Source organism: Microbacterium sp. ARD31, from assembly GCF_031844425.1.
Genome location: NZ_JAUZVE010000005.1, coordinates 321,393 through 334,576, shown reverse-complemented (window position 1 = coordinate 334,576; position 13,184 = coordinate 321,393). Strand labels below are relative to the sequence as shown.

Annotated in this window: 13 protein-coding genes; 8 read left to right on the top strand and 5 right to left on the bottom strand. The window is 71.6% G+C overall.

From position 1 onward, the window contains the following. Positions 1–118 precede the first annotated feature (118 nt). Positions 119–778, bottom strand: coding sequence for a 2-phosphosulfolactate phosphatase (locus tag Q9S36_RS17100; protein WP_311286161.1), 660 nt, complete (start codon positions 776–778; stop codon positions 119–121). Between the two features lie 47 nt (positions 779–825). Here Q9S36_RS17100 and Q9S36_RS17095 point away from each other — a divergent pair, with 47 nt between their 5' ends. After that, positions 826–1,380, top strand: coding sequence for a hypothetical protein (locus Q9S36_RS17095; RefSeq protein WP_311286160.1), 555 nt, complete (start codon positions 826–828; stop codon positions 1,378–1,380). Between the two features lie 79 nt (positions 1,381–1,459). On the opposite strand, the gene Q9S36_RS17090 is transcribed toward Q9S36_RS17095, so the two are convergent. From Q9S36_RS17090 to Q9S36_RS17075, 4 genes are all read right to left on the bottom strand, one after another. Further along, on the bottom strand, positions 1,460–2,854 hold the full coding sequence (locus Q9S36_RS17090; protein ID WP_311286183.1) for an FtsX-like permease family protein: 1,395 nt from the start codon (positions 2,852–2,854) through the stop codon (positions 1,460–1,462). Positions 2,855–2,991: 137 nt separating this feature from the next. After that, positions 2,992–3,774 (bottom strand): ABC transporter ATP-binding protein, encoded by a 783-nt coding sequence (locus Q9S36_RS17085; RefSeq protein ID WP_311286159.1) that lies wholly within the window; start codon positions 3,772–3,774, stop codon positions 2,992–2,994. Between the two features lie 132 nt (positions 3,775–3,906). Beyond that, positions 3,907–4,545 carry a response regulator transcription factor gene (locus tag Q9S36_RS17080; protein WP_311286158.1) on the bottom strand — a complete coding sequence of 213 codons (639 nt, stop codon included), beginning with the start codon at positions 4,543–4,545 and terminating at the stop codon, positions 3,907–3,909. Continuing rightward, entirely contained in the window at positions 4,542–5,774 is a 1,233-nt protein-coding gene (locus Q9S36_RS17075; RefSeq protein WP_311286157.1) for a histidine kinase, read from the bottom strand. The genes Q9S36_RS17080 and Q9S36_RS17075 overlap by 4 nt, the downstream gene beginning before the upstream one ends. A gap of 189 nt (positions 5,775–5,963) precedes the next feature. Here Q9S36_RS17075 and Q9S36_RS17070 point away from each other — a divergent pair, with 189 nt between their 5' ends. From Q9S36_RS17070 to Q9S36_RS17040, 7 genes are all read left to right on the top strand, one after another. Then, the gene (locus Q9S36_RS17070; protein WP_311286156.1) at positions 5,964–6,812 is read left to right on the top strand and encodes a nitrilase-related carbon-nitrogen hydrolase; all 849 of its coding nucleotides are present in this window, start codon (positions 5,964–5,966) and stop codon (positions 6,810–6,812) included. A 136-nt stretch (positions 6,813–6,948) separates the two neighbouring features. Beyond that, positions 6,949–8,382, top strand: coding sequence for a dihydropyrimidinase (hydA, locus tag Q9S36_RS17065; RefSeq protein ID WP_311286155.1), 1,434 nt, complete (start codon positions 6,949–6,951; stop codon positions 8,380–8,382). Positions 8,383–8,392: 10 nt separating this feature from the next. After that, positions 8,393–9,412, top strand: coding sequence for a TIGR03842 family LLM class F420-dependent oxidoreductase (locus tag Q9S36_RS17060; RefSeq protein WP_311286154.1), 1,020 nt, complete (start codon positions 8,393–8,395; stop codon positions 9,410–9,412). Next, positions 9,409–10,323, top strand: coding sequence for an ABC transporter permease subunit (locus tag Q9S36_RS17055; RefSeq protein ID WP_311286153.1), 915 nt, complete (start codon positions 9,409–9,411; stop codon positions 10,321–10,323). The genes Q9S36_RS17060 and Q9S36_RS17055 overlap by 4 nt, the downstream gene beginning before the upstream one ends. Continuing rightward, positions 10,320–11,117, top strand: coding sequence for an ABC transporter ATP-binding protein (locus Q9S36_RS17050; RefSeq protein WP_311286152.1), 798 nt, complete (start codon positions 10,320–10,322; stop codon positions 11,115–11,117). The genes Q9S36_RS17055 and Q9S36_RS17050 overlap by 4 nt, the downstream gene beginning before the upstream one ends. Continuing rightward, on the top strand, positions 11,114–11,932 hold the full coding sequence (locus tag Q9S36_RS17045) for an ABC transporter permease (protein ID WP_251451807.1): 819 nt from the start codon (positions 11,114–11,116) through the stop codon (positions 11,930–11,932). Before Q9S36_RS17050 ends, Q9S36_RS17045 begins: the two co-directional genes overlap by 4 nt. A gap of 37 nt (positions 11,933–11,969) precedes the next feature. Next, positions 11,970–13,151, top strand: coding sequence for an ABC transporter substrate-binding protein (locus tag Q9S36_RS17040; protein ID WP_311286151.1), 1,182 nt, complete (start codon positions 11,970–11,972; stop codon positions 13,149–13,151). Positions 13,152–13,184 lie beyond the last annotated feature (33 nt).

Genomic DNA, 13,184 nt, shown 5'->3' with positions numbered 1-13,184 from the left:
CATCACCTCCGCCGACCGCGACGAGCGGAGGGGCAGGCGGCGGGTGGGGGCGGCGGGTGGGGGTGGGTGTGCTTCCGGCGGGCACTGTGCGCTCCCCGGCCACCTGCTCGCGTGCGGGTCAGCGGGCGGTGAAAACACCGTCCTCGAGGACGGGAACGACACCGACGGCGTCGACCTCTGCGGCCGCAAGGACCTCGTCGCGGCGTCCGGCGACGATGAGCTCCTGGCCGGAACCGCTCGCGGTGACCAGGTGCCGCACCGCCCTGCCGAGCCCGCGGTACGACTCGCATGCGGCCGCGGCCTCGGGTGAGGTGTGGTCGATGCCGAGGTCGGTGAGCGCGGCGACGATCGCGCCGGCGCCCAGCAGATCCTCCACCGCGAAGCGCAGGTCGGCGTCGGGGTCGCGCGAGACCCGTTCGCCCGCGGCGATGACCGCGACGCTGGTGCGCTCGCCCCGCCGTCGCTGTTCGGCGAGCACCGCCGCGGCGACCGCGGCCGCGTTCCGCAGGCACCCGAGCAGCACCCGCGCCCCGGCCGCAGCGGCCGCCTCGGCGACTGCGGCGCCGTTGATCGACACAGCGTGCGCGTCGGCGTCGAGCGCGACCCGGTCGCCCCGCGCGACGGCGTCGGTGACGGTCGTCGAGAAGCGCAGTACGTCGACCACGACGACGAGGTCGCTCGGAGCCAGACGCGCGAGTCCCGACGCGCCCCACTCGAGGCGAACCTGGTAGCGGTGCTGATCGAACGGCGTCAGTTCCGTAGGGGTGGCGGACGGCATCCGTCAAGCCTAGAACCGCGCCTCGCGCTCGGTGCGACACTGTCAGCATGCGCATCCTGCTGAAGTTCGTGATCGACTGCGACGCCGACGCGGCGTGGCGTGCCCTGCACTCCCCCCGCGCGGTCGCGGAGCTCTACGGGCCGCTGCTGCAGATGGACCCGCTGGCGGCGGAGGGCCTGCCGACGTCACTGGAGTCCGGCGCGGACGTCCCCGTCCAGCTGTCGATCGCCGGGGCCCTGCCGGTCGGCCGCCAGCTCATCCACGTGAGCGAGCGGCGGGTCGAGGAGGCGGACGGCGACGTGCGGATCCTCCGCGACTCCGGCATCCCTCTCACCGGCCCGCTCGCGGCCCTCGACGTGTGGGATCACCAGATGGCCGTCTCGCCGGCCCCCGGCGACCCCACCCGCACGCTGTGGCGCGACCGCCTCGTGATCGGCGGCGCCGCCGCCCCCGCCCTGTGGCCCGGACTGTGGGCGACCTGGCAGTGGCGGGGTGCCCGCATCCGCGCCCTCGCGCCGTCCTGGGCGCACGACCCCGCCCCTGCCCCCGAGCCCGAACCCGACCCCGAATCCGCGAGAGTACATCTGACGGACGAGGCGTAGGGCCGCACCCGCCCTCTCGGCGCGGAGATGTACTCTCGCGGACTCGACCGGCCCCGGAAGGACCGGACCCGGAAGGGGGTCAGTCGACCGCGAGGGCCTCGACGGGTGACACGCGCGTGGCCAGACGGGTGGGGACGACGGCCGCGACGAGGGTGAGCACCGCGGTGGCGACGACGATCGCGACCACCGGTCCCGCCGGCACAGCCGGCCACACGAGCGAGAACGTCGGCCCGGTCCCGTCCGGATCCACCTGCACCGAGCCGAGCACCGACTGCGCTCCGGCCCAGCCGTAGACGACCCCCAGCACGAGGCCGGCCAGCGTCGCGGACACGGTGATGTGAAGCGCCTCCAGCAGCACCATGCGTCGCACCTGGGTGTTCGACAGCCCGACCGCCCGCAGCAGGCCGAGCTCGCGCCGCCGCTGCACGACGCCGATCGTCAGCAGGTTCACCAGGCCGACGGCCGCGATGACCGCCGACACCGCGACGAGGCCCATCATGATCGCCGCGAAGGTGTCGATGATGGTGGTCATCTCCTCGGGGAGCTCGCCTCCGGCCGAAACCGCCAGCACCCGCTCGACGGTCTCGAGCGCGACGGCGAACATCGTCACGAGGGTGACGCCCATCACCACCCCGATCGCCATGCGACTCGATCGCTCCGGCTGGCGCAGCGCGTTCTCGGCGGCCAGTCGCGCCGTCGCCCCCGACCCGAAGGCCCGGCCGACCAGGCGCAGCACGGGAGGCATGACCAGAACGGACCCGATCGACAGGCCGGTGAAAGACAGGATGCCGCCGACGAAGGCCACGATGACACCCAACGGCGTGACCAGACCCATGACGACGCCCAGCGCGAGCAGAGCGGCCCCGGCCACCATGAGGGCGACGGCGGCGACGTGGCGGCCGCGACGACCGGACACCTCGGCATATCCTCGCTCCTGCGAGCCGCCGAGCGCCTGCAGCGGAGTGACCTCCAGCACCCGGCGCGAGCCCGCCCAGGCCGCCGCCCAGGTGGTGAGCACCACGATCGCCGCCGGCAGCAGCAGCAGCTCACCGCGCACGAGATCGAAGTCGATGCCCTCCAGGCCGAGCGCGGCCTCGGCGACGCCGACTCCCGCCGCCGCGACGGCGGTGCCGCCCACCAGTCCCAGCACGGCGCCGAGCACACCGACCACCAGACCCTGCCGGGCGAGTTCGGCGCGCTGGGCCCGCGCGGACGACCCGATCAGGCGCAGCAGCGCGATCCGACGGGTGCGGCCGGCGACGACGGTGGCGAAGGTGTTCGCCGTCACGATCGCCGCGACGTACACCGCCACGCCGAGCAGCAGCGCGCCGAGGATCGCCAGCACGACCGAGAGCGTCCCGCTGTCGCCGATGTAGGGGTCGGCACGCAGCAGCGCGGACAGATAGGCGGTGGCCGCGAGGAGGATCACGCCGAACGCCGACGAGATCGCCGCCACCAGCACGCTCGCCCCCATGCCGCGCTCACGAAGCCACGCCAGACGTGCCGGGCCGGGTGTCTCGCGGGCGACCACGCGCGGCGGGTGCGATCCCGCTCGCGCCGCCCCCGGCATCCGGCTCTCGGTGCCGCTCACGGCGGCGCTCACGGTGCCGCTCATGCCGCTGCCCCGGTCTGTGCGGCGCCGAGTTCTGCGGCGAGCATGTACGCCGAGATCTCTTCCGCGCTCTGCCGCGGCTTGTCGGCGACGATGCGACCGTCGCCGAGGAACAGCACGCGATCGGCGTGCGATGCGGCCAGCGGGTCGTGGGTGACCATCGCGATCGACTGTCCGTGCTCGCGACTCGCGGTGGCCAGCAGCGACAGCACCTCCCGTCCGGAGCGCGAGTCCAGGTTGCCGGTGGGCTCGTCGGCGAAGACGAGGTCGGGCCCCGTGGCGAGGGCGCGCGCGATCGCGACCCGCTGCTGCTGACCGCCCGACAGCTCATGGGGCCGGTGCCCGAGGCGCGGTGCGAGTCCGAGCGTGTCGACGAGGCCGTCGATGCGGGCACGCTCCAGCGCCGAGGGGCGACGACCGTCGAGGTCGAAGGGCAGCAGGATGTTGCCCAGGGCGGTCAGGGTGGGCACGAGGTTGAACGACTGGAAGACGAACCCGACGCGCCGTCGGCGCAGGATCGTCAACTCGAGGTCGGACAGCCCCGTGATGTCGGTGTCGCCGATCCAGGCGCGTCCGGACGTCGGAGCGTCCAGCCCCGCCATGACATGCATGAGCGTGGACTTGCCCGAGCCGGACGGCCCCATGATCGCGGTGAACTGTGAGCGTCGGATGCCAACGCTCACACCCGCGAGAGCGTGAACGGCACTGTCTCCGGAGCCGTAGGTCTTGGTGAGCTGCTGCACCCGGGCAGCCAGGCCCAGGTCTGTGGTGGTGATCTCCATGCCTTCGACGCTATGGATCACCTGTGCCGCCTCGCGTCGGCCGCAGGTCGCATCCGCGTACATCGCGAGGATGATCCCGGGCCGGCCGCTCCGGCCGGGCGTCGGCGGCTCCGGCAGCCGGTGCGCCCGGGGTCAGGCCAGCCCGTGGTCGAACGCGTAGACGACGAGCTGCACGCGGTCGCGCAGCGCGAGCTTGGTGAGGATGCGGCTGATGTGGGTCTTGACCGTCGCCTCGGAGAGGAACTCGCGGGCGGCGATCTCGGCGTTGGACAGCCCCCTCGCGGCGAGCGCGAAGATCTCGCGCTCGCGCTCGGTCAGCTCGTCGAACGCCGCCGGCACCGGCCGCCGCGCGACCGGCGCCGAAGCGGCGAACAGCTCCCGCGTGGCGGAGGCGGCGATCACCGCAGAACCGGAGTGGACGGTGCGGATGGCGGCGAGCAGGAACTCCGGGTCGGCGTCCTTCAGCAGGAATCCGCTCGCTCCCTCGCGGATCGCGCGGGCGGCCGCCTCGTCGAGGTCGAAGGTCGTGAGCATCACGATGCGCGGCGGGTCGGGGTCCTTTAGCAGCTCGGCCGTCGCCGCCAGGCCGTCCATCACCGGCATCCGGATGTCCATGAGCACCACGTCCGGTCGCGCGGCGCGCACCGCCTCGACCCCCGCTCGACCGTCCGCGGCCTCGGCCACGACCTCCAGATCGGGCTGGGACTGGACGAGCATGCGGATGCCGGCGCGGAAGAGCGCCTGGTCGTCGACGAGCGCCACGCGGATCACGCCGGGGCTCCGATCGGCAGCGTCGCGTCGACGACGAAGTCACCCTCGCGCCGCTCCGCGCGGAGAGTGCCCCCCACCAGGCTCGCCCGCTCCGCCATGCCGATGAGGCCGTGCCCGCGCGGGCCGGACGCACCCGCTCCGGCGGCGCCGCCTCCGGCGGCGCCGCCGGATCCCGTCACGCCGTGGGCGCCCGCCGTGGCGGGCAGGGGGTTGCGCACCTCGAAGTCGACGCGGTCGGGGTGCCAGGAGAGCCGGACCGACACCGACTCGCCGTCGCCGTGGCGCAGCGCGTTCGTCAGCGCCTCCTGCAGGATGCGGTAGACCGCCAGCTGCACGGCCGCCGACGGCTCGGCGACCGGTGCGGGATCCACCTCGACGCGCACCGCCACCCCCGCCGCGCGCACCTGCGCGTACAGCTGCTCGAGGTCGGCGAGAGCGGGCTGAGGCCCGTCGGTCTGGCTGTGGCGCAGCTGCGTGAGGAGCACCCGGACGTCGGCGAGCGCGGCGCGTGCGGTCGACGAGATCGTCTCGAGCGCCACGGTGGCCGCCGCAGGGTCGGATGCCGCGGCGTACCGCGCGCCGTCGGCCTGCGCGACGACGACCGTCAGCGAGTGGGCGACGACGTCGTGCATGTCGCGGGCGATCCGCACCCGCTCCTGCTCGGCGACGGCCTCGGACTCTGCGCGCTCCTGCGCCAGGCGGGTCGCTCGTGCCCGACGCGCCGTGCGCACCAGCGCGCCGATCGTCCACGACAGCGCCAGTGCGAACGCCGCCGCCGCGAGCATGACCAGCGCCAGGGGCAGCGTCTGCCAGGTCAAGGCGCCGCCTCCGCCGTAGAACTGGTCGAACGTCAGGTAGGCGGTGATGACGACAGCGCCGACGAGAGCAGACACGAGGCCCAGCCGCAGCACCAGGGTCGAGCCGTACGCGGCCGTGGCGTAGAGCACGCCGAAGATGGCGACGTCCGACACCGAGGGGGGTCGCCCCAGTCCCATCTGCACGAATGCGCCGAGCCACGCCGTCGCCAGCGCAGGACCCGGAGCGAGTCGGCGCAGGGCGAGCGCCGCCGCGAAGACCACCGCCACCAGCACCCCGGCCGCGTCCGACGCGGCACCCGTGGTCCCCACGCCCCCCATGATGCTGAGCTCGGCCGGCGCGGCCACCACGAGGAAGAGTCCGGCGACGAGGAGGTCGACCACGACCTGGTGGGTGGTGAGGGGGCGGAGCACCGTCTCACGGTACGGCAGAGCGCACGCGCCGGCATCCGTCTGGCGATGTATCCGGGGGTGCCCCTTGTCGCGCCCGCCCGCAGGCTTTACTGTCCGGACACAGGCCGAAACCGACGGGAAACGTCGAGGCAGAAGGATCGGGTCAGCCGGCAGCACCCGCCGAACCCGAGCGACACGGACGGAGACACGATGACGACGGTACGCGCGGCGATCTCGCAGACGACCTGGACCGGCGACAAGGAGTCCATGCTCGACAAGCACGAGGGCTTCGTGCGCGACGCGGCGGCGCAGGGCGCCCAGGTGATGTGCTTCCAGGAGCTTTTCTACGGGCCGTATTTCGGCATCACGCAGGACAAGAAGTACTACCGCTACGCCGAACCGGTCGACGGTCCGATCGTCACCCGCTTCGCCGCCGTCGCCAAGGAGCTCGGCGTCGTGATGGTGCTTCCGATCTACGAAGAGGCCGAGACGGGCGTGTACTACAACACCGCCGTGCTCGTCGATGCCGACGGCACCGTCCTCGGGACGTACCGCAAGCACCACCTGCCGCACCTCGACCGGTTCTGGGAGAAGTTCTACTTCCGCCCCGGCAACCTCGGGTACCCGGTGTTCGAGACCGCCGTCGGCCGGGTGGGGATGTACATCTGCTACGACCGCCACTTCCCGGAGGGGTGGCGCGAGCTCGGCCTGAACGACGCGCACATGGTCTTCAACCCCAACGCGACCAAGCCCGGGCTGTCGAACCGGCTGTGGGAGATCGAGGGGCCCGCCGCGGCCGTCGCGAACGGCTACTTCGTGCTGCAGCCCAACCGGGTGGGCCGCGAGGACAACGAGTACGGCGACCTCGCGGTCGACTTCTACGGCACGAGCCAGGTGATCGACCCGCGCGGCAACTTCGTCGGCGAGCGCGGCTCCGGCGAGCACGAGGAGCTGCTGGTGCGCGACCTCGACCTCGACATGGTGCGCGAGATGCGCGACGACTGGCAGTTCTACCGGGACCGCCGGCCCGATTCGTACACCCGGATCGCGAAGCCGTGAGGGGGAGACGGATGCCGCAGCCGACGCCTACGCCGAGACAGGGGATTTCCGCCGAGCCCGGGGACGAGGCCACGGGTCTCGGCGCAGATCCCCTGGTTCGCGGGTCGAGGAAGACCGAGAACGGAGAAATCGGATCATGACCACCACACTCATCACCGGCGGAACCGTCGTGTCGGCCACGGGCCGCGGCCGAGCGGACGTCCTCATCGACGGCGAGACGATCGCCGCCGTCCTCTCACCGGGCTCGCAGCTGCTCGGAACCGACCTCGCGGCATCCGTCGACACCGTCGTCGACGCGACCGGAAAGTACGTCATCCCCGGCGGCATCGACGCCCACACTCACATGGAGCTTCCGTTCGGCGGCACGAACGCATCGGACACGTTCGAGACCGGGACGCGGGCCGCGGCCTGGGGCGGCACGACGTCGATCATCGACTTCGCGGTGCAGCGGTACGGGGAGCGCGTGCAGGACGGACTCGCCGCCTGGCACGAGAAGGCCGCAGGCAACTGCGCCATCGACTACGGCTTCCACCAGATCGTCGGCGGTGTCGACGAGGACTCCCTCGCCGCGATGCGCGGGCTCGTCGACGAGGGCGTCTCGAGCTTCAAGCTCTTCATGGCATACCCGGGCGTGTTCTACTCCGACGACGCGCAGATCCTCCGCGCCATGCAGGTGTCGGCGGAGACCGGGATGCTCACGATGATGCACGCCGAGAACGGCCCCGCGATCGATGTGCTCGCCGCCCAGCTCGCCGACGCCGGCAAGAAGGCTCCGTCCTATCACGGCATCGCCCGGGCCTGGCAGATGGAGGAAGAGGCCACGCATCGCGCGATGATGCTCGCGAACCTCACCGGCGCACCGCTGTACGTCGTGCACGTGTCGGCCAAGCAGGCGGTGGAGCAGCTCGCGTGGGGTCGGGACCAGGGCTGGAACGTCTTCGGCGAGACCTGCCCGCAGTACCTGTACCTGTCGCTGGAGGAGCAGCTCGGCGCGTTCAGCGACGAATGGGGCCAGTTCGAGGGGGCGAAGTGGGTGTGCTCGACTCCACTGCGCAGCCGGAGCGAGGGTCACCAGCACCACATGTGGCAGGCGCTGCGCACCAACGACATCCAGATGGTCTCGACCGACCACTGCCCGTTCTGTATGAAGGGCCAGAAGGAGCTCGGCGCCGACGACTTCCGTGCGATCCCGAACGGCATCGGCTCGGTGGAGCACCGCATGGACCTCATGTACCAGGGGGTCGTCACCGGCAAGATCACCCTCGAGCGCTGGGTGGAGCTGACCAGCACGACACCGGCCCGCATGTTCGGCCTGTACGGGCGCAAGGGCGTGATCCAGCCCGGCGCGGACGGCGACGTCGTCGTCTACGACCCGAACGGGCACACCACGATCTCGGCGGCGTCGCACCACATGAACATGGACCACTCGGCATGGGAGGGCTACGAGATCGACGGGCACGTCGACACCGTCATCTCGCGGGGCAAGGTCGTCGTCGACGACGGGCGGTACCTCGGCTCCAAGGGCGACGGACGCTTCCTCAAGCGCGGCCTGTCGCAGTATCTGATCTAAGGGGTCCCAGATGGATTTCGGAGTCGTCCTCCAGACCAACCCGCCCGCGGCGCGCACCGTGCAGCTGGCCAAGCTCGCCGAAGCCCACGGCTTCAGCCACGTGTGGACCTTCGACTCGCACCTGCTGTGGCAGGAGCCGTACGTCATCCACTCGGCGATCCTCGCCGAGACCACGCGCATCACGGTGGGCCCGTTCGTCACCAACCCGGCGACGCGGGACTGGACGGTCACGGCTTCGGTCTTCGCCACCCTCAACGAGATGTACGGGAACCGCACGATCTGCGGGATCGGTCGCGGCGACTCGGCGGTGCGGGTCACGAACGGCAGGCCGACCACGATGGCCGAGCTGCGGGAGTCGATCCACGTCATCCGCGAGCTGGCGAACTCGCGCCCGGCCGAGTACCGCGGCGCGACCCTGCAGTTCCCGTGGAGCCGCGGGTCGACGCTCGACGTCTGGGTGGCCGCGTACGGGCCGATGGCGCTCAAGCTCACCGGCGAAGTGGGCGACGGTTTCATCCTGCAGCTGGCCGACCTCGACATCGCGGCGTGGATGATCAAGACGGTGAAGGATGCCGCGGCCGCGGCCGGGCGCGATCCCGACGCGCTGGCCTTCTGCGTCGCCGCCCCGATGTACATCGGCGACGACGTGGCCCACATGCGCGACCAGTGCCGCTGGTTCGGGGGGATGGTGGGAAACCACGTCGCCGACATCGTGGCGAAGTACGGCCACCGGGGCGATGCCGTCCCGCAGGCGCTCACGGATTACATCGCCGGGCGCACGGGATACGACTACAACACCCACGGCAAGGCCGACAACGACCACGTCGACTTCGTGCCCGACGAGATCGTCGACCGGTTCTGCATCCTCGGCACCGCGAAGGAGCACATCGCCAAGCTCGAGGCGCTCCGCGAGATCGGTGTCACGCAGTTCGCCGGCTACCTGCAGCACGACAACAAGGAGGAGACGATGCGGGTGTACGGCGAGACCGTCATCCCCGCGCTCTCGCACCACGTCACGGCCAAGGCATGAGCGCCCGCGCCGACGCCGACGCCCACCGGTGGCGCGCCGTCGGCTGGGGCGCGCTGGGGGTCGTGTCGGTGCTGCTCCTGTGGGAGCTGTACAAGTTCCTGGGCCCCGCCGAGGGAGTCGTCATCGGCGCGACCGCGGGGCAGGCCGGGTCGGGGGTCATGATCCTCCCCCGCACGCACGACCGCGCGATGCCGCACGTGTGGGACATGGTCGCGCGCCTGTTCGCCTCGACCAGCGGCGGGCAGACCCCGCCGCTATGGGTCTCGGTGGCCTCGGCCGCCGCCGTCACGCTCGGCATCGCCGCGGTGGGCTGGCTCATCGGCGTGGTCGTCGGCGCCGTCCTCGGCCTGGCGATGCAGCGGTGGCGTCTGGTGGAGTGGGGCCTGCTCCCCTGGATCGTCGTGAGTCAGATCGTTCCGCTCATCGCGTTCGCCCCCGTCGTCAACGCGATCGGGAATCAGATCGACCGCGGCGGCACGCCGTGGCCGCAGTGGCTGTCGGTGGCGGTCATCGCGTCCTACCTGGCCTTCTTCCCCGTCGCCGTCGGGGTGCTGCGCGGACTCGCCGCCCCCGATCGCATCCACCTCGACCTCATGCGCAGCTACGCCGCCGGCTACGGCACGACGCTGCTGCGCCTGCGGCTGCCCGCGGCGGTGCCCTATCTGCTGCCGGCGCTGCGCCTGGCCGCGGCGAACGCGGTGCTCGGGGCCGTGGTCGCCGAGGTGTCCATCGGCATGCGCGGCGGCATCGGCCGCATGCTCATCCAGCTGGCCGGGCAGGCATCGTCCGACCCGGCCGCGCCGTGGGGGCCGACACTCGGATCCATCGTGCTCGGCCTCATCGCCGCCGGCTCGGTCGCCCTGATCGGGCTCGGCCTCAAGAACTACCGCAGAGGAGAAGCGACCGCATGAGCACCGCCACGGCCGTCCGCGCGAGCGCCGTCAACAAGGTCTTCGGCACCGCCAAGGGCGAGGAGGTCACCGCCCTCACCGGTGTCGACCTCGACGTCCGGGCCGGCGAGTTCGTCTCGCTCATCGGGCCCTCGGGGTGCGGCAAGTCGACGCTGCTGCGTCTGATCGCCGATCTCGACACCCCGACATCGGGCACGCTCGAGATCTTCGGCAAGCCCGCGGCGAAGGCCCGTGTGGACCAGGACTACGGCATCGCGTTCCAGCAGGCCGGGCTCCTGCCGTGGCGCACGGTCGCCGCCAACATCGCCCTGCCCCTCGAGGTGCACGGGGTCTCGCGCGGGGAGCGGAGCGCACGCGTGGCCGAGCTCGCCGAGCTGGTCGGGCTCTCGGACTTCATCGACCGCTACCCCGATCAGCTGTCGGGCGGCATGCAGCAGCGCGTCGCGATCGCCCGCGCGCTCGCCGCCCGGCCCCGGCTGCTCCTGATGGACGAGCCGTTCGGCGCGCTCGACGAGATGACGCGCGAGTACCTGCAGACCGAGCTGGCCCGCATCGCCGCCGAGACCGGGGCGGCGGTGGTGTTCGTCACCCACTCGATCCCCGAGGCGGTCTTCCTCTCGGATCGCGTGGTCGTCATGAGCCCCCGCCCCGGCCGCATCACCGACGTCATCGTGACCGATCTCGGCCCCGCACGCGAAGAGGGCCTCCGGGAGTCCCCGGCCTACTTCGACCGCGTCACGGCCGTCCGCGAGGCACTGCACGGAACACGCGTCGAACGGGCGGCCGAGCGATGAGCGCGACCGAGTCCCTCACCCGCGTCCGCCCGACCCGGCGGGGGCCGTCCGAACGACCGCTGCCCGGCTGGCTGCGCTTCATCGCGCCGGTGGTGGTCGGGGCGCTCGGGCTCGCGGTGTGGGTGCTCTACGTCGACGTCCTCGGCGCCGCTCCCCGCATGCTGCCGAGCCCAATCACGATCGGGGCGGAGCTCGTCACCCGGTGGGGCATCATCTCGGAAGACATGGCGATCACGGCCACCAACGCACTGATCGGCCTGACGTTCGGAGCGCTCATCGCGGTCGTGCTCGCCGGGCTCGCCGCCGCCGCGGGGCCGATCGACGGGATGCTGGCTCCCCTCGTCGCCGCGCTGGCGGTCATCCCGATCGTGGCCATCACCCCGATCCTGAACACGATGTTCGGCGCCTCCAGCCAGTTCGGCCGGCAGGCCGTCGCGATGATCGCGGCGTTCATCCCGGTCTTCGTCAACGTCCTGCGCGGACTCCGCCAGACCCGGCCGGTGCACCGCGATGTGCTGCGCGCCGCGGCGGCATCGCCTCTCCAGACTTTTCGCCACCTCACGCTGCCCGCTGCCCTGCCGTATCTGATGACGGGCCTGCGGATCGCCGCCTCGCTCGCGGTCATCGCCGCCCTCGTCGCGGAGTACTTCGGCGGCCCGGCCGACGGGATCGGCACCGCCATCGCGACGTACGCCAAGTCTGGCCGCGCGGCCCTGGCGTGGGCCTACGTGGCCGGCGGCATCGGCATCGGACTCGCGTTCTTCCTCGGCACCTCGCTCCTGGAGCGCCTGGTGACGAGGCGCCCGCCGGCGTGACACCGGCACCTCGCACCACCAACCCGAAAGGAACAGCATGAGACACAGCATCCGACGCGGCCTCCTCGCCGCGTCCACCGTCACGGCGACGGCCCTCGTCCTGGCGGCCTGTTCGTCGTCGGGGTCGTCCACCGACGGCGACGCCGACGCCGACGGCGGCGATTTCGAGCCGCTCACCGAGGTCTCGCTTCAGCTGCAGTGGCTGCCGCAGGCGCAGTTCGCGGGGTACTACGTCGCACTCGACCAGGGGTATTTCGAGGAGGAGGGGTTCGACTCGGTCGACATCCTCCCCTCGGGCGGCGACATCGTCCCCCAGGACGCCCTCGTCGCGGGAGACGTCGACTTCGCCATCGCATGGGTGCCGAAGGTCCTGGGCACGCTCGAGGCGACCGGCGTCGAGCTCACCGACATCGCGCAGGTCTTCCAGGAGTCGGGGACCCTGCAGGTGTCGTGGAAGGGCGACGGCATCGAGTCGGTCGCCGACTTCGAGGGCAAGCGGATCGGCTCGTGGGGTTTCGGCAACGAGTGGGAGATCTTCGCCGCGATGACGGCGGAGGGCCTCGACTCGACGACCGTGTCGATCACCACGCAGGACTTCTCGATGAACGCGCTGCTGGACCGCGACGTCGACGCCGCGCAGGCGATGACGTACAACGAATGGGCGCAGATCCTCGAGGTCGTGAACCCCGAGACCGGCGAGCTGTACCAGCCCGAGGACTTCGACGTCATCTCGTACGAGGAGACCGAGGGCGCGATGCTGCAGGACGCCATCTGGGCCGACACGCAGCGGCTCGAGGACGACCCCGCGTACGCCGATGCGGCCGTGCGCTTCCTGAAGGCCGTGACGAAGGGCTGGATCTTCGCGCGCGACAACCCCGAGGAGGCGGCCGAGATCGTCTACGACATCGCCTCCAACGCGGAGGCGGCCTTCCCCGTCGGGCCGGTGCACCAGCTCTGGCAGATGAACGAGGTCAACAAGCTCATCTGGACGGGCGCCGAGTTCGGCCTGGTCGACGAGGCGGCCTGGGACAAGACCGTCGCCGCCGCGCTGTCGGCGAAGAACCAGGACGATCTCGAACTCATCACGACCGAGCCCGCCGACTCGGCGTACTCGAACGAGTACATCGAGAAGGCGCTGGCCGAGCTGAAGGACGAGGGGATCGAGGTCAGCGGCGAGTACACGCCCATCGAGGTCACCCTCACCGAGGGCGGGCAGTAGGGCCGCGCGGAGCCATTCCGTTCACCCGCCGGG